We start from the raw sequence: 15,287 nt of genomic DNA on the forward strand, positions 1-15,287 counted from the left end.
TTCTCCAATTTCCGTGTTCAGGCCGCGCGCAGCAGAAGATGCGGCGTGTTGCTCGCGGCGATGAGCTTTCCGGCTCCGCGCAGGGAAAGCCGGCAGCCGGCGCTCGTCATGGTAACGGCCGCCTTGCGAGCAAAGCCGTCATGGACGATGCGCAGATGCGTGCCGCCCGAAACGGTGCGGGCGAGTGTGAAGGTGACGGTGCTGTCGAGCGGGTGCTGTCGCGCCGCATCGTCCGACTGTTCCCGCCAGGAATAGCGCAGCAGACGCTCAGGCTCGGCGTCGAGGATCTCGCACTCGATCGCCGCGTCGGGCCCGGCGAAGGCAAAGCGGCTGCCGGTCTGTGGCCTGATATCATTCGGCATCATCCAGGCGGCGAGCAGTTCCGGCACGGTCAGCGCCCGCCACACCTTTTCCGGCGGCTCGGCTAGGTCATATTCGAATTCGATCGCATCCGGTGCGACTTCGCGTTGGCTCTTCATTGATCCATGTCCTTCAAAACCGTCTTCAGCCTTTCGATGCGCTCCGGCCAGAACGTCCGGTAGCGTTCAATCCAGGAGAGCAGCGGGGCAAGCCCCTGCGGATCGGCGCGGTAATAGGCGTTGCGGCCGGCCCGCCGCTCGACCACGAGACCGGCACCGCGCAGCACCGCCAAGTGCTGGGACACGGCCGGCTGCGACACAGTCAGGCCGCAGCGCAGTTCCGACACGCTCATCTCGCTTGTCGCGAGCCGCTCGAAGACGGCACGGCGTGTCGGGTCGGCCAGGGCGCGGAAAATCTCTGCTTCGATCATGGCAAAAGCATAAGTCGATACTTATTGATTTGGCAAGCGCTGTTTTGCAACCCATATGAAGGCCTTGGCCATTGCTGCCATTCCTTGACAATCAGCGGCGGTGCATATAGGAACGAAAAGGGAACAAAAACCTTGTGGGAAAAGCCAGCCTTGGCAGGCGGCTGACGTCCGTAGCCTGTAAGGTGCTGCGACAAAAATTTGTTTCGGATGAGCGCGGAGAAATATCATGGCGGGTAGCGTCAATAAGGTCATTCTGGTCGGCAATCTCGGCGCGGACCCTGAAATCCGCCGCCTGAATTCGGGCGAGCCGGTCGTCAACATCCGCATCGCCACCTCGGAAAGCTGGCGCGACAAGAATTCCGGCGAGCGCAAGGAAAAGACCGAGTGGCATAACGTCGTCATCTTCAATGAGGGCATCGCCAAGGTGGCGGAGCAATATCTGAAGAAGGGCATGAAGGTCTATGTCGAGGGCCAGTTGCAGACCCGCAAATGGCAGGACCAGACCGGCGCCGACAAATACACGACCGAAGTCGTGCTGCAGAAATTCCGTGGCGAGCTGCAGATGCTTGACGCGCGCGGCCAGGGTGAGGGCGGCCAGGTCGGCGGCTACAGCGGTGGCGGCAGCAGCCGCGGGTCGGATTTTGGCCAGTCGAGCCCGAATGAAGGGTTCAACCGCGGTGGCGGCAATGCTCCCAGGGGCGGCGGTGGCGGCGGTTCGTCGCGCGAACTGGACGACGAAATTCCGTTCTGATCGGGAGCCGCACCAAACGGCGAATGCTTGTGCTTGATATGCCCCGAGGGTCCTGCATGGACTTTCGGGGTTTTGCATTGTTGATTTGGGAACAAAGGACTGAAAGGACAGGGCGATGAAGGCACGGGTAAAATGGGTCGAGGAGCGCACCTTCGTCGGCGAATCCGGCAGCGGCCACAAGGTCGTATTGGGAACCGCGTCCAGCCCGGACGGCAAGACCCCGGGGCCGAGCCCGATGGAACTGGTGCTGATCGGCACCGGCGGCTGTTCGGCCTATGATGTCGTCCACATCCTTGAAAAGGGACGCGAGGCGATCGAGGACTGTGTCGTAGAACTCGACGCCGACCGGGCCGAGACCGACCCGAAGGTGTTCACCCGCATCCACATGCATTTCATCGTCAAGGGCCGCGCGCTGTCGCGCGACAAGGTCAAGCGGGCGATCGATCTGTCGATCGACAAATATTGCTCGGCTTCCGCCATGATGGCCAAGACGGCCACGCTTACGCATGACTTCGAGATCGTCGATACGACAGCGCAGTAGGGCCGCAGGGATACCGTTCAACTAGCCATCAGCGCCTTGATGCCGTCGGCGACAAACTGCACCGCCAGCGCCGCCAGAATAACGCCGAGCAGGCGGGTCAGGATCGAGCGGCCGGTCTGGCCGAGGATGCGGTCGATGCGCTCCGACAGCACGAACACCAGATAGGTGATGGCGAGGCAGACGAAGATGATGCCGACCAGCGCCGCCTGTGCGGCAAAGCCCTGAAACGAGCCGGAGAGCAGCACAGTCGCCGAAATCGCACCGGGACCGGCGATCAGCGGGATTGCCAGCGGGAAGGCGGCGATGTTGTGGATCATGTCCTTAGTGATGGCGACGTCGCCGATCTTCTCCTTGCGGTCCTGGCGGCGCTCGAACACCATTTCGAAGGCGATGAAGAACAGCAGAAAACCACCTGCTACGCGGAAGGCCGGCAGCGTGATGCCGAACACCGACAGGATCGAGGCACCTGCGATCGCGAACAGCGCCATCACCAGGAAGCCGATGATCGAGGCGCGTACGGAGACCTGCTGGCGCTCGTCGCGATTCATGCCGCGTGTCACGGCGAGGAACAGCGGTGCCAGCCCGGGCGGATCGATGGTCACGAGAATGGTGACGAAGGCATTGAACAGGCTGTCGAAACTCGGCATCGCTGACCCCTCCCGCCGGGCCGAGCCCGCACTCCGATATTGGTAGCGCAAAGCCCGGTCGATGGGAACTGTCGGAGGGGCCGGAGACTTCGATGCGGTAGGGCGCGTCGCGGCGAAACGGATTCAGGCGACGCGCTTTGTCCGGTGGGCTAAATGTTCATAGGTGATTTGCCAGGGGTGGCTCTCGGAAGGTCTTTCCTCGCCGATCCAATGGAAGCTGTTGGCAGTGATCTCGGTGAAACGCCATCGAGTTTGCAGACCGCGCGAGTCATCGCCGATCTGGACAATGTCCTTACCCTCGGCCCGCCCGATCTGGCGCGAGTAATCTTGGTTGAGCGGATCATTCCAGATGATGTGCCAGCCACCGATCCCAGGATCGAAGATGCGCAAAGTCGTGCCATACATGGTGGACCGCGCAGGGCGCCTGGGCCTGATCCAGATGTCCTGAATCGCGCGGCCTTCGAGTACCCAGCCGAAATGGCATTCTCCGGTCCATTTCTGGATCGTGCCGTCGTCAAAGTGGTGGACCGTGTCCATTTCCCAGCTTCCGATCAACCATCCATAGAGGTCCATGTCTTTCGCTCGGTCGGCTGGGGGAGCCTCGGATACGAGAGCAGTGAGAAACGAAGAAATGGCCATTGTCACGAGGCCGTTTCGCATCCGGCACATTGGGCGTCGCGGATGCCGATCGAGACATGATCGAACATGTTTTTCTCCATTCTTACAATGATGTGCTGCTTCAGCTTGTAGTTACTCGCCGCGCCAGGAATTCGACCTCGAGGTGCCAGTCCGCGCCATCGTGCGAGCGCTCGCCGAGCCAGCGGAAGGAATTCTCGGTGATCCGCGAAAAGCTCCAGCGCACCGATGACCCGGTGCCGTCGGCGCCCACTTGTACGATGGTGTCGCCCTCGGCGCGGCCAAGCTGGCGGCTGTAATACTGGTTGCGCGGGTCGCTCCAGAAAATGTGCCAGGCATCGGCGCTTGGGTCATAGACCCGCAATGTCGTGCCGTAAAAAGTCCATTTGCCGAGCGAAGGCGAGGGGCCGGCGTCGCGCGCGGGCAGGATCCAGACATCCTGGATCGCCCGGCCTTCCAGCACCCAGCCGAAATGCACCTCGCCGCGGCCGGTCAGCACCGTGCCGCCCTCGAGATGCCGAGAGGCGTCAAATGTCCAGGCACCGACGAAGCGGCCGTAGAGGGCCAGTTTTTCAGCGAGCCCTTCGATCGGTCCGGGACTGTGCAAGGCTTCGGCAAATGAGGATTGGTCGACCATGGCTGCGGCCTCTTCTTGTCAGGAGACCGCGAGGAATAGGCGCTGGCAGGGTTCTGGGCTTGGGAAAAGTTGCTATATTTCGGTCATGACGGCGACCGCGAATACCCTTGCATCCGGACCTGACTGGCATGTGGCGGATGTCATCTGCACGGCCAGCGCCGGCGATCGGCCGTTCGAGGAAGCACATCGGGATTTTTGCGTCGCGGCGGTCACCGGCGGCTCGTTCCGCTACCGCGCGCAGCAAGGCACGGCAATGCTCGCGCCAGGCAGTCTCCTGCTCGGCAATTCCGGCACCTGCTACGAATGCGGGCACGAGCATGGCAGCGGCGACCGTTGCCTCTCCTTCCATTTCGGGCCGGCCTATATGGACCGGATCGTGGCTGATGTGCCGGGCGCCAGGACGCTCACCTTCGCGGCGCCACGCCTGCCGCCGTTACCGGCCCTGGCGCCGTTGCTGGCCGAGGCGGAAGCCGCACGCGACCTGGCCGACGCGGACGCCTTCGAGGAACTCGCCTTGCGCATCGCGGGTGCCGCCATGGCTACAATCTCCGGCGCCGCGCATGCCGGGTGCGGCCCAAGCCGCCGCGATCAGAAAAGGGTTGCCGAGGCGGTGCGGCGGATCGAACTGGGTGCCGACGGACCGATCTCGCTTCCAGCGTTGGCGGATGAGAGCGCGACCAGCCCCTATCATTTCCTGCGCACCTTCCGGCAGGTCGCCGGCATGACGCCCTATCAGTACCTGCTCAGGACCCGGTTGCATCGCGCGGCAGTGCGATTGCGCACGTCGAACGATGCCATCTCGGCAATTGCTTTCGAGACCGGCTTCAACGATCTGTCGACCTTCAACCGCCGGTTTCGGCGGGTCATGGGCGAGACCCCGGGCCGCTATCGCGCCATGCGCGCGGGCAGCGGCTGAAAAGTTGCGTCACCACCCGTGGCATCAGTCCATGGTCGGCCCGCACCAGCCGGGCAGATAGTCGGCGTCCTTGCCCCTGGCCAGCACGAGTGCATCCTTCATCGCCTGGTCGAAATTTTTCGCCACCGCGCCTTTGTCGATGCGCCGGCGCAGGAAATCCGCCCACAGGAATTCGCTGAACGGCGTGGTGTCCTTGGCGTAGCCACCCAGCCGGCGCAGTTCGCCAGCCATGCTCCGGTAAGGGTCGTCGACCAGTTCGCCGATGGTCTTCGGCAGGGCGGCATAAGCCCGGCGCTGGCCGTTTTCATCGAATGGATGCATCCAGCCGCGGTTGTCGAGCATGAAAAGGAACGCGTCCTTGTCCAGTGCCGACAGGTCGCTGATCACCGTCACGAGCACATCCTTGACGCCTTCCTCGATCAGGGCGCGGGCGAGATGATGGTGATCGGTGACGTAGTTGCGGTTTTTCGGGCCCAACACGACCGGGATCATGTGCTTGCCCAGAAAGGCGCCTGTGTTCGCGGCGCTCTGCGAGCGGACCATCTGGCGCTTGAGATCCACCTCGCGCATCCCGACCGTAATTTGCGTTGGCCGCAGTTCCTTGACCGGGACCGGGGTCACCAGCGGCTCTCTCAGGACGATCATGGTGTACTCTCCTGGTTTTCCGGCGGGCCGGAATGCAGAGCCCTGATGGCGGCATCGACGCTGTGGAAGATCCGCTGCGGGCCGACGAGATCGATGATGCCGAACCGCGCAAGGGCTGCCTGGGCACGCACCGATTCCATCCGAGCAATGGCGAATATTGCGCCCGCATTGCGGCAATGGGTGATGGTTTCGATCAATGCCTGGGCGGCGGTGTAGTCGATTTCGACAATGTTACTGGCCTCCAGCACGACGAGTTTCACATCGCCCTTGCGGGCGTCGACCAGATCACAAAAGCCGCGTTTGAAACCGTCGGCATTGACGAAGGACAATGGCGCCTGGAACGCCGCGACCAGCACGCCGGGGAGTTGTTCGCCAGCGCTCGGCTTGCCCGGCGGCCACCAGACGGAGGTTCCCGGGACCTGTTCAAGTTCGATCGGCAGCGTCTGGGTCGCGCTCCAGATTCCGTGCAGCAGCGACAGGCCGATGCCGACCGCCACGCCGGTCTCGATGGGCAGCACGACGATGGCCGCCATGGTGATCAGGATCAATGCGAATTCGACCGGCGCTTGCCGGTAGACACTGGCGAAAACCTTCCAGCGCAGAATGTGCTGGGCGACGAACATCAGGACCCCGGCGAGGGCGGCCTGCGGAACATCGGCGAGCAGGCCGCCGCCAAAGGCGCCCAGCGCCACAACGAGCGCCGCGGCAATGAGGCTCGAGAGTTGCGAGCGGCCGCCCGACTGGGAGACGATTGCCGTGCGTGGTGGGCTGGCGTTGACGGCGAAGGCGCCGAACAGGCTCGACGCGATGCTGCCGGCGCCGGCACCAACGAAATCGCGATTGACGTCGGGCGCGTCGCCCTGCGGAGCGAAGGAACGGGACGTGGCGGCCGTCTGCACCATGACGACGATGGCGATCAGCAATGCCAGCGGAACGAGCGCCTGCACGTCGTCGAGACCGGCCAGTGGCAACCCTGCCCGCGGCAGGCCATTCGGCAAGGCACCAAGCACCTCGACGCCATGATCCTTGAGGCCGAAAATGGCGACCGCTGTCGTGGCAAGCACCATGCCGATCAGCGCGCCGGGGATGCGGGCGCTGATAAGCTCGGAAAACAACACGATTGCGAATACCCCAAGGCCGAGCGTCAGGCTCCAGGGGTTGGTGAGATGGAGGCTGCTGGCGATTTCGCCGATGCGCTGCACGGTTTCGCCGCTTTCCGCCGGCAGGCCGAGCAGTCCAGGCAATTGTGAAACGATGATATGGACGGCGATGCCTGCCAGAAAGCCAGTCGTGACCGGCACCGAGAGCAGGTCGGCAATCCAGCCGAGGCGAAAGACGCCGCTCAGCATCACGATCAGCCCGACCATCAGCGCCAGCGTGGCGGCCAGCGCCAGATAATGCGGTGAGCCTGATGATGCGAGCAGCGCCAGGCTGCCGGCAAACAAAGGCGTGATGGTCGAATCCGCGCCGGACGAAAGGTGGCGATTGGCGCCGAACAGCGCAAACGCCACCGAACCGGCGACAAAGGCGAAAAATCCAACCTCGGGCGCAAAGCCGCCGAGCCTGGCTGTCGCCATCTGCTCGGGAATGGCGATCGCGGCCAGTGTCACGCCCGCGATCAGATCGCCATTGAAATCCCGGGGCGTCCAACCGTGCAGCGCCCGCAAAGGCAGCCATGAGCTCCAATTCATGGTGATCGCGGCTTTTGCTTGGGGAGTTGGTCCATTACAGGCTTTTGCCTTGGTGGCGGCGAAAAGCGTAACGGCCATATCGTCGCAATTAGCGGTATCCTTTTGAAATTACCACTAAAAATGACACTGGAAAAGTGCCGTGAACATTGGAGTTTCGGCCGTGCTTCCTATATAAGCGGTCAGTGATTCCTGATTAGATTGTGATCCGATTTGACCGACCAAAAGACACCGCGCGGCGCCGACGGCGGCCCCACCGGCATCGAACCCATCTCCATCATCGAGGAGATGCAGAGTTCCTATCTCTCTTACGCCATGAGCGTGATCGTCAGCCGTGCGTTGCCAGATGTGCGCGATGGCCTGAAGCCCGTGCACCGCCGCATTCTCTACGCGGCGCATGAGAGCGGCTACCACTGGAACCGCAAATACGTGAAGTCGGCGCGTCCTGTCGCCGACGTGATGGGTAAATACCATCCGCATGGCGATGCCTCGATCTATGACGCCTTGGTGCGCATGGCGCAGGACTGGTCGCTGCGTGTGCCCTTGATCGACGGGCAAGGCAATTTCGGCTCGATTGACGGCGATCCGCCGGCGGCGATGCGCTATACCGAATCGCGCCTGACCAAGGTCGCGCATGAGCTTCTGGAGGATATCGACAAGGACACCGTCGATTTCCAGGACACTTATGATGCGTCGGACACCGAGCCGAAGGTTCTGCCGGCGCGCTTTCCCAATCTGCTGGTCAACGGCTCGGGCGGCATTGCCGTCGGCATGGCGACCAACATCCCGCCGCACAATCTCGGTGAGGTCTGCAACGCCGCCATTGCCGTCATCGACAATCCGGCGATCGACCTGCCGGCGCTGATGGAGATCATTCCGGGCCCTGATTTCCCGACCGGCGGCATCGTGCTTGGCCGCTCCGGCATCTACAGCGCCTATTCCACCGGCCGTGGCTCAATCGTCATGCGCGGCAAGGTCAACATCGAACAGCGCGGCAATGACCGTGAATCGATCATCATCACCGAGGTTCCCTATCAGGTGAACAAGGCCTCGATGATCGAGAAGATGGCCGAACTGGTGCGCGACAAGCGCATCGAGGGCATTTCCGACATTCGTGACGAAAGCGACCGTCAGGGTTATCGCGTCGTCATCGAACTCAAACGTGACGCCGTTGCCGACGTCGTCCTCAACCAGCTCTACCGGTTCACGCCGCTGCAGACGTCTTTCGGCGCCAATATGGTGGCTCTGAACGGCGGCAAGCCGGAACTGCTGAACCTGACCGACATGCTGACGGCATTCGTCACCTTCCGCGAGGAGGTGATCAGCCGGCGGACTAAGTTCCTGCTCCGCAAGGCGCGCGACCGCGCCCATGTGCTGGTTGGTCTAGCCATCGCCGTCGCCAACATCGACGAAGTGATCAAGCTTATCCGCACCGCGCCGGATCCGCAGTCGGCGCGCGAGCAGTTGATGGAGCGGCGCTGGCCCGCGGGCGACGTTGAATCGCTGATCCTGCTGATCGACGATCCACGCCATCGCATCAACGAGGACGGCACCTACAATCTGTCCGAGGAACAGGCGCGCGCCATCCTCGAACTGCGCCTGCAGCGCCTGACAGCGCTGGGCCGCGACGAAATCGCCGATGAGTTGAACACGATCGGCGACGAGATCAAGGACTACCTCGACATCCTGTCGTCTCGCGCGCGTATTCAGCAGATCGTCAAGGACGAACTCGCCGCCGTGCGCGACGAGTTCGGCACGCCACGCCGCACCGAGCTCACCGACGGTGGCGCGGACATGGAAGACGAGGACCTGATCCAGCGCGAGGACATGGTCGTGACGGTGAGCCATTCCGGCTACATCAAGCGCGTGCCGCTTTCGCTCTACCGGGCGCAGCGCCGCGGCGGCAAGGGTCGCTCCGGCATGTCGACCAAGGAAGAGGATTTCGTCACCCGGCTGTTCGTCGCCAACACGCACACGCCGGTGCTGTTCTTCTCCTCGCGCGGCATCGTCTACAAGGAAAAGGTCTGGCGCCTGCCGATCGGCAACCCGCAGTCACGCGGCAAGGCACTGATCAATATGCTCCCGCTGGAGCAGGGCGAGCGCATCACCACGATCATGCCGCTGCCCGAGGACGAGACGAGCTGGGGCGAACTCGATGTGATGTTCGCCACCACGCGGGGCACCGTGCGCCGCAACAAGCTTTCCGACTTCGTCCAGGTCAACCGCAACGGCAAGATCGCCATGAAGCTGGAGGAGGAGGGCGACGAGATCCTCGGCGTCGAGACCTGCACCGACAATGACGACGTGCTTTTGACCGCCAGCTCGGGACAGTGCATCCGCTTCTCGGTCGGTGACGTGCGCGTCTTCCAGAGCCGAAACTCGGTCGGCGTGCGCGGCATCACCATGGCTGACACCGACCGCATCATCTCAATGTCGGTGATCGAGAATGTCGATGCGCCGCCGGCTGAACGCGCCGCCTACCTTAAGCGTGCCGCGGCCGAACGGCGGCTTGCCGCGGGCATCGCCGCCGGTGAAGAGGAAGAGATCGCGCTGACCAATGAAGAGGTCGGCGAGGAGACGGAGCTTTCCGACGAGCGCTACGAGTTCCTCAAGGCGCATGAGCAGTACGTGCTGACGGTCACCGAATACGGTTACGGTAAGCGCTCTTCGTCCTATGATTTCCGCCTGACTGGACGCGGCGGCAAGGGCATCCGCGCCACAGACGTGTCGAAGACGGCCGAAATCGGCCGTCTGGTGGCAACTTTCCCGGTCGGCAATGACGATCAGATCATGCTGGTGTCGGACGGCGGCACCGTCATTCGTGTGCCCGTCAATGGCATCCGTTTCGCTAGCCGCGCCACCAAGGGCGTGACCATCTTCAACACGGCTGAAGGTGAAAAGGTGGTTTCGGTCGAACGGATTTCGGAGCCACAAGCGGACGAGGAAGCGGAAGAGGTCGAGGGTGGCGCGGAGCCCGGTTCGACGCCTGACGGCAGTCCGGATAACAGCGAATAGTCGTTGGTTAGCATAGTAACGCCGGCCTGTGGCCGGCGCGGCAGCAAGTCGACAATAGCTTAGTAGTGACGATACGGCTTGCGCAGGCCGAAGCCTTCGAAGCGTTTGGTGGTTGCCTTGACGCGAATGCGCTGCGCCTCCTGATGCAGCCCGAATACTGTGGCGATCAGCATGGCGACGGTCATTGCGGTGGCGAGCATGTAGATCAGCATGTGCGTGTTCTCCTGCGCCTTACAACGGATATATGGGGCTTTGGTTTCATCTTATTAAGGGTGCAACCTAGTGAACGCTGCGTGAAGGCTTCGTGATCAGCGTATTCATCTGTCGTTCATGTGCCGGAAAAGGTTCACGGGCCGCCTGCCGATCGGATTTGCCTTTGTGAGAGAGGCTCGCTAGAAGCTCCGGCATGACCGAACGCATCGCCCTTTACGCCGGCTCCTTCGACCCGCTGACCAACGGCCATCTCGATGTGCTGAAAGCGTCACTGGCGGTTGCCGACACTGTCTATGCGGCGATTGGCATTCATCCGGGCAAGAAGCCGCTGTTCTCCTTCGACGAGCGGGTGCGGTTGATTGAAGCCGCCACGAAAGCCGAATTCGGCCGCGATGGCGCCCGCATCAAAGTGGTCGCTTTCGATGGGCTGGTGATCGATGCCGCCAGAAGGGAAGGCGCCTCGATCATGATCCGCGGTCTGCGCGATGGCACCGACCTCGACTACGAAATGCAGATGGCGGGCATGAACGAAACCATGGCGCCGGAGTTGCAGACGGTTTTCCTGCCCGCCAGCCCGTCGGTGCGAACCATTACCGCCACACTTGTGCGCCAGATAGCCTCGATGGGCGGCGACATCCGCCCCTTCGTGCCGGCGGCCGTGGCCGGTGCGCTCACCGCAAAATTCGCGAAATAAGCTCGGAGAAAATCCTCATGCAGCTCAAAAGGCTCGCCTCATTCCTTGTTGTGCTCGCCGGTCTCTTGACCGCGTCCGTTTCCGCCTATGCTGCAGACCCGGAAAACACCATGATCATCACGCTGAAGGGGGGCGACGTCACCATAGCGTTGCGCCCCGATCTGGCACCCAAGCATGTCGCGCAGATCAAGAAGCTGGTGCGCGATCATGCCTATGACAATGTGGCTTTCCATCGCGTCATCGACGGCTTCATGGCGCAGACCGGCGACGTCAAGTTCGGCAACATGGAAAAGGGATTTAACGCCCAGGCCGTCGGCACCGGCGGCTCGGACCTGCCCGACCTGCCGGCCGAATTCTCTCAGACCGAGCGCTACAAGCGTGGCGTGGTCGGCATGGCCCGCTCGCAGGATCCGAACTCCGCCAATTCGCAGTTCTTCATCATGTTCGCACCGGCACCGCCGCTCGATGGCCAATATACCATCGTCGGCAATGTCGTCAGCGGCATGGAGCTGGTGGACAAGATCAAGAAGGGCGACGAGGCGGACAATGGCACGGTTGCCGATCCCGACCGGATGATCAAAGTGCGCATTGCCGCCGACAAATAGTTCCATTTTACAAAAGGATATCTGACATGGCTGAGATCAAGGACCGCGAGAACGCGCTCATCATGGAAACGACCAAGGGCGAGGTCGTCATCGAACTGTTTCCCGATTTGGCCCCCGGCCATGTCGCCCGCATCAAGGAACTGGCGCGCGAAGGCGCCTATGATGGCGTCGTCTTCCACCGCGTCATCGAAGGCTTCATGGCGCAGACCGGCGACGTCAAGTTCGGCAACTCGAGCAAGCCCTCGTTCGCGCCTTCCCGCGCGGGCATGGGCGGCTCGGAAAAGCCTGACCTGAAGGCAGAGTTCTCCAACGCGAACCACGGTCGCGGCACCTGCTCGATGGCCCGTTCGCAGAACCCGAACTCGGCCAATTCGCAGTTCTTCATCTGTTTCGACGATGCCGCGTTCCTCAACCGCCAGTACACGGTCTGGGGCCAGGTCATCGAAGGCATGGAGAATGTCGACAAGATCAAGCGCGGCGAGCCGGTGCAGGATCCCGACAAGATCGTGTCGCTGAAGGTCGCGGCAGACGTCAAGTAAGGCGAAACGACAATGATGGGCGTCGTCTGGTCGCTTCTCGGCATCCTGTCCGGCGCCTTCATTGCGATTCAGGCGCCGATCAATTCGCAGCTGGCGCGCGGCCTGGGTCTCCCGGTCGCGGCGGCCGCGTTTTCGTTCCTGTCGGGCGCGGTCGTGCTCGGCATCATCTCGGTAACGGTGGTGAAGCTGCAAGGCATTTCGCTTGACTGGAAGGCGCCGGCGCCGTGGCTGTTCGTCGCCGGGGGCATGCTCGGCGGCTTCTATGTCACGCTCTCCACCATCTTGACGCCACGCATCGGCGCCGCCGCCCTTATGGCGTTCCTGGTGGCCGGTCAGTTGCTCGCCGGCATGCTCATCGACCGCGTCGGCTTCCTCGGTGTCGCGGTGCGTGAAATCTCGCTCGGCCGCATCGCCGGCGCCGTGCTTCTGCTGGCCGGAGCGCTGCTCGTTCGGCTGTTTTGATTCCCGATGCGCGTCGACCTCTTTGATTTCGACCTGCCGGAAGAGCGCATCGCGCTTCGCCCGGCAGAGCCGCGCGACAGCGCCAAAATGCTCGTCGTCGAGCCGGGCAAGGGGCTGGAGGACCGGACGGTTGGCGATCTGCCGTCGTTGCTCCGCGCCGGCGACGTGCTGGTCTTCAACGACACCAAGGTCATTCCAGCGCAACTGAAAGGCATCAGGCGGCGCGGTGAAGCGGCTGCGCAGGTCGAGGCCACGCTGCACATGCGCATGGCTCCAGACCGCTGGCTGGCGTTCATGCGGCCGGGAAAGCGCATCGCCGCCGGTGACCGCATCCATTTCGGTCATGACGGCAATTCCTGTTTCCTTGGCCAGCTCGATGCCACGGTGATCGAAAAGGGCGAGGGCGGCGAAGCGTTGCTCGGCTTTGATCTATCCGGGCCCTTCCTCGACGAGGCGCTGCACGCGGTCGGCCACATTCCGTTGCCGCCCTACATCGCCTCGAAGCGCGATGACGACGAGCGCGACCATGCCGATTACCAGACCATCTATGCCCGGGAAGAAGGTGCGGTAGCGGCGCCCACCGCTGGCCTGCATTTCACGCCCGAGCTTTTTGCGGCGTTGGACGCCAAGGGGATCGAGCGCCGCTTCGTCACGCTGCATGTCGGCGCCGGCACGTTCCTGCCGGTGAAGGCGGACGACACCGCCGACCACAAGATGCATGCCGAGATCGGCTCGGTCAGCGAGGCGACCGCCAGCGCGCTCAACGCCGCGAAGGCGAGGGGTGGGCGCATCATTGCCGTCGGCACCACCTCGCTGCGTCTGCTGGAAAGCGCGGCGCGTGACGACGGTACGGTGGCGCCATGGTCCGGACCGACCGACATCTTCATCACGCCCGGCTACCGCTTTCGCACCGCCGACATGCTGATGACCAATTTCCATCTGCCGCGCTCGACACTGTTCATGCTGGTTTCGGCCTTCAGCGGTCTCGATACGATGCGTGCCGCCTATGCGCATGCCATTGCGAACCGTTACAGGTTCTACTCCTATGGCGACGCAAGCCTGCTTTACCGAGCGGAGATGAGCGATGGACGATGATCTGCAAACCCTCGATCGCGAAAGCCTCGTCGCGGAAGTGAAAAAGCTGCGCGCCGGTATTCGCGCGCACCGCGATACATCAGGCCATGATCTGTGCTGGCATCACCCCGATCTGTGGGATCTGCTGCCTGAAAAGACCGAGCCGGCGATCGCCGTGCCACCCTGGCCCAAATTCATGCGCGGCTGCATCCAATACCGCCAGTCGCTCGACAGGCAGGCGCCGGGTGCGCCGGTCCACGACAAGGAATTCAATGGCTGAGACGTTCACCTTCAAGGTGCTGGCGACCGATGGCAAGGCGCGGCGCGGCCTGATCGACATGCCGCGCGGCGAAATCCGCACGCCGGCCTTCATGCCGGTCGGCACCGGTGGCACCGTGAAGGCCATGTACATGGACCAGGTGCGCGGCGTCGGCGCCGACATCATCCTGGGCAACACCTATCACCTGATGCTTCGCCCTGGCGCCGAACGTGTCGCGCGGCTTGGCGGTCTGCACGAATTCGCCCGCTGGCCGCACCCGATCCTGACCGACAGCGGCGGATTCCAGGTGATGTCGCTGTCGAAGCTGAGGAAGCTGACAGAGAAAGGCGTCACCTTCCGTTCGCACATCGATGGCGCGGCTTATGAGATGTCACCCGAGCGTTCGATCGAGATTCAAGGCCTGCTCGATTCCGATATTCAGATGCAGCTTGACGAATGCACGGCGCTGCCGGCCGAGTTGAAAGAGATCGAGCGCGCAATGGACCTGTCGCTGCGCTGGGCGGAGCGCTGCAAGACGGCGTTCGGCGACCAGCCCGGCAAGGCGATGTTCGGCATCGTGCAAGGTGGCGACAACGCCGCGCTCAGGGTGCGTTCGGCGCAGGCGCTGAGCGCGATGAACCTCAAGGGTTATGCCGTCGGCGGCCTGGCTGTCGGCGAGCCGCAAGCGGTGATGCTCGACATGCTCGACATCACGTGCCCGGAACTGCCTGACAAAAAGCCGCGCTACCTGATGGGCGTGGGCACGCCGGACGATATCCTGAAATCGGTGGCGCGCGGCATCGACATGTTCGACTGCGTGATGCCGACGCGAGCCGGCCGGCATGGTCTTGCCTATACCAGGCGCGGCAAGGTCAATCTGCGCAACGCCCGTCACGCTGACGATCCGCGCCCGCTCGACGAAGAGAGTGATTGCCCCGCTGCGCGCGACTATTCGCGCGCTTATCTGCACCATCTGGTGCGTTCGCAGGAGGCGCTCGGGGCGATGCTGCTGACCTGGAACAATCTTTCCTACTACCAGAAGCTGATGCAGGACATCCGGGCCGCGATCGAGAGCGGCACCTTCGAACTGCGCTCGGGCGAGATATCCGAGGGTTGGGCCAAAGGCGACCTGCCCGTACTTTGAATTGGGATCCGAGCACACTCTTTCTAAACAT

Annotated in this window: 19 protein-coding genes; 11 read left to right on the forward strand and 8 right to left on the reverse strand. The window is 62.8% G+C overall.

Going from position 1 to position 15,287, the window contains the following annotated elements:
• Positions 1–17: 17 nt before the first annotated feature.
• Positions 18–479, reverse strand: coding sequence for an SRPBCC domain-containing protein (locus EN861_RS16940; RefSeq protein WP_135864464.1), 462 nt, complete (start codon positions 477–479; stop codon positions 18–20).
• On the reverse strand, positions 476–790 hold the full coding sequence (locus EN861_RS16945) for a metalloregulator ArsR/SmtB family transcription factor (RefSeq protein WP_135864466.1): 315 nt from the start codon (positions 788–790) through the stop codon (positions 476–478). Before EN861_RS16945 ends, EN861_RS16940 begins: the two co-directional genes overlap by 4 nt.
• Before the next feature lie 226 nt (positions 791–1,016).
• Between EN861_RS16945 and EN861_RS16950 the strand changes: the two genes are divergently transcribed.
• Together EN861_RS16950 and EN861_RS16955 are read left to right on the forward strand one after the other, a co-directional pair.
• Complete coding sequence (locus EN861_RS16950; protein WP_023773877.1) at positions 1,017–1,541, forward strand: single-stranded DNA-binding protein; 525 nt, start codon at positions 1,017–1,019, stop codon at positions 1,539–1,541.
• A gap of 115 nt (positions 1,542–1,656) precedes the next feature.
• The gene (locus EN861_RS16955) at positions 1,657–2,082 is read left to right on the forward strand and encodes an OsmC family protein (RefSeq protein ID WP_135864468.1); all 426 of its coding nucleotides are present in this window, start codon (positions 1,657–1,659) and stop codon (positions 2,080–2,082) included.
• A gap of 17 nt (positions 2,083–2,099) precedes the next feature.
• On the opposite strand, the gene EN861_RS16960 is transcribed toward EN861_RS16955, so the two are convergent.
• From EN861_RS16960 to EN861_RS16970, 3 genes are all read right to left on the reverse strand, one after another.
• Positions 2,100–2,729 (reverse strand): MarC family protein, encoded by a 630-nt coding sequence (locus EN861_RS16960; protein WP_127280359.1) that lies wholly within the window; start codon positions 2,727–2,729, stop codon positions 2,100–2,102.
• A 123-nt stretch (positions 2,730–2,852) separates the two neighbouring features.
• Positions 2,853–3,302, reverse strand: coding sequence for a hypothetical protein (locus EN861_RS16965; RefSeq protein ID WP_135864470.1), 450 nt, complete (start codon positions 3,300–3,302; stop codon positions 2,853–2,855).
• A gap of 166 nt (positions 3,303–3,468) precedes the next feature.
• On the reverse strand, positions 3,469–4,002 hold the full coding sequence (locus EN861_RS16970; RefSeq protein ID WP_135864472.1) for a hypothetical protein: 534 nt from the start codon (positions 4,000–4,002) through the stop codon (positions 3,469–3,471).
• Between the two features lie 85 nt (positions 4,003–4,087).
• Here EN861_RS16970 and EN861_RS16975 point away from each other — a divergent pair, with 85 nt between their 5' ends.
• A complete protein-coding gene (locus EN861_RS16975; RefSeq protein WP_135864474.1) occupies positions 4,088–4,918 on the forward strand; it encodes an AraC family transcriptional regulator in 831 nt (276 codons plus the stop codon).
• A 24-nt stretch (positions 4,919–4,942) separates the two neighbouring features.
• Here the strand turns inward: EN861_RS16975 and EN861_RS16980 are convergent, their stop codons facing one another.
• Complete coding sequence (locus EN861_RS16980) at positions 4,943–5,563, reverse strand: ParB-like protein (protein WP_135864476.1); 621 nt, start codon at positions 5,561–5,563, stop codon at positions 4,943–4,945.
• Positions 5,560–7,254, reverse strand: coding sequence for a SulP family inorganic anion transporter (locus tag EN861_RS16985; protein WP_245512043.1), 1,695 nt, complete (start codon positions 7,252–7,254; stop codon positions 5,560–5,562). Before EN861_RS16985 ends, EN861_RS16980 begins: the two co-directional genes overlap by 4 nt.
• A gap of 210 nt (positions 7,255–7,464) precedes the next feature.
• Between EN861_RS16985 and gyrA the strand changes: the two genes are divergently transcribed.
• Complete coding sequence (gyrA, locus tag EN861_RS16990) at positions 7,465–10,266, forward strand: DNA gyrase subunit A (protein WP_135864480.1); 2,802 nt, start codon at positions 7,465–7,467, stop codon at positions 10,264–10,266.
• 59 nt (positions 10,267–10,325) lie between these two features.
• On the opposite strand, the gene EN861_RS16995 is transcribed toward gyrA, so the two are convergent.
• Positions 10,326–10,478: a hypothetical protein gene (locus EN861_RS16995; RefSeq protein WP_015317717.1), complete on the reverse strand. Its 153-nt coding sequence runs from the start codon at positions 10,476–10,478 to the stop codon at positions 10,326–10,328.
• A gap of 194 nt (positions 10,479–10,672) precedes the next feature.
• Between EN861_RS16995 and coaD the strand changes: the two genes are divergently transcribed.
• The 7 genes from coaD to tgt are packed head-to-tail and all read left to right on the forward strand — an operon-like array spanning position 10,673 to position 15,256.
• Entirely contained in the window at positions 10,673–11,173 is a 501-nt protein-coding gene (gene coaD / locus EN861_RS17000) for a pantetheine-phosphate adenylyltransferase (RefSeq protein ID WP_127872530.1), read from the forward strand.
• Between the two features lie 17 nt (positions 11,174–11,190).
• Positions 11,191–11,778, forward strand: coding sequence for a peptidylprolyl isomerase (locus EN861_RS17005; protein ID WP_135864483.1), 588 nt, complete (start codon positions 11,191–11,193; stop codon positions 11,776–11,778).
• Between the two features lie 26 nt (positions 11,779–11,804).
• Complete coding sequence (locus tag EN861_RS17010; protein WP_135864486.1) at positions 11,805–12,317, forward strand: peptidylprolyl isomerase; 513 nt, start codon at positions 11,805–11,807, stop codon at positions 12,315–12,317.
• Positions 12,318–12,329: 12 nt separating this feature from the next.
• Positions 12,330–12,779 (forward strand): DMT family transporter, encoded by a 450-nt coding sequence (locus EN861_RS17015; RefSeq protein WP_127872528.1) that lies wholly within the window; start codon positions 12,330–12,332, stop codon positions 12,777–12,779.
• Between the two features lie 6 nt (positions 12,780–12,785).
• A complete protein-coding gene (gene queA, locus EN861_RS17020; protein ID WP_127872527.1) occupies positions 12,786–13,874 on the forward strand; it encodes a tRNA preQ1(34) S-adenosylmethionine ribosyltransferase-isomerase QueA in 1,089 nt (362 codons plus the stop codon).
• Positions 13,864–14,133 (forward strand): hypothetical protein, encoded by a 270-nt coding sequence (locus EN861_RS17025; protein ID WP_127872526.1) that lies wholly within the window; start codon positions 13,864–13,866, stop codon positions 14,131–14,133. The genes queA and EN861_RS17025 overlap by 11 nt, the downstream gene beginning before the upstream one ends.
• Positions 14,126–15,256 carry a tRNA guanosine(34) transglycosylase Tgt gene (gene tgt, locus EN861_RS17030; protein WP_127279993.1) on the forward strand — a complete coding sequence of 377 codons (1,131 nt, stop codon included), beginning with the start codon at positions 14,126–14,128 and terminating at the stop codon, positions 15,254–15,256. The genes EN861_RS17025 and tgt overlap by 8 nt, the downstream gene beginning before the upstream one ends.
• Positions 15,257–15,287 lie beyond the last annotated feature (31 nt).

It is taken from the genome of Mesorhizobium sp. M8A.F.Ca.ET.218.01.1.1 (assembly GCF_004791165.1).
Classification (GTDB): domain Bacteria; phylum Pseudomonadota; class Alphaproteobacteria; order Rhizobiales; family Rhizobiaceae; genus Mesorhizobium.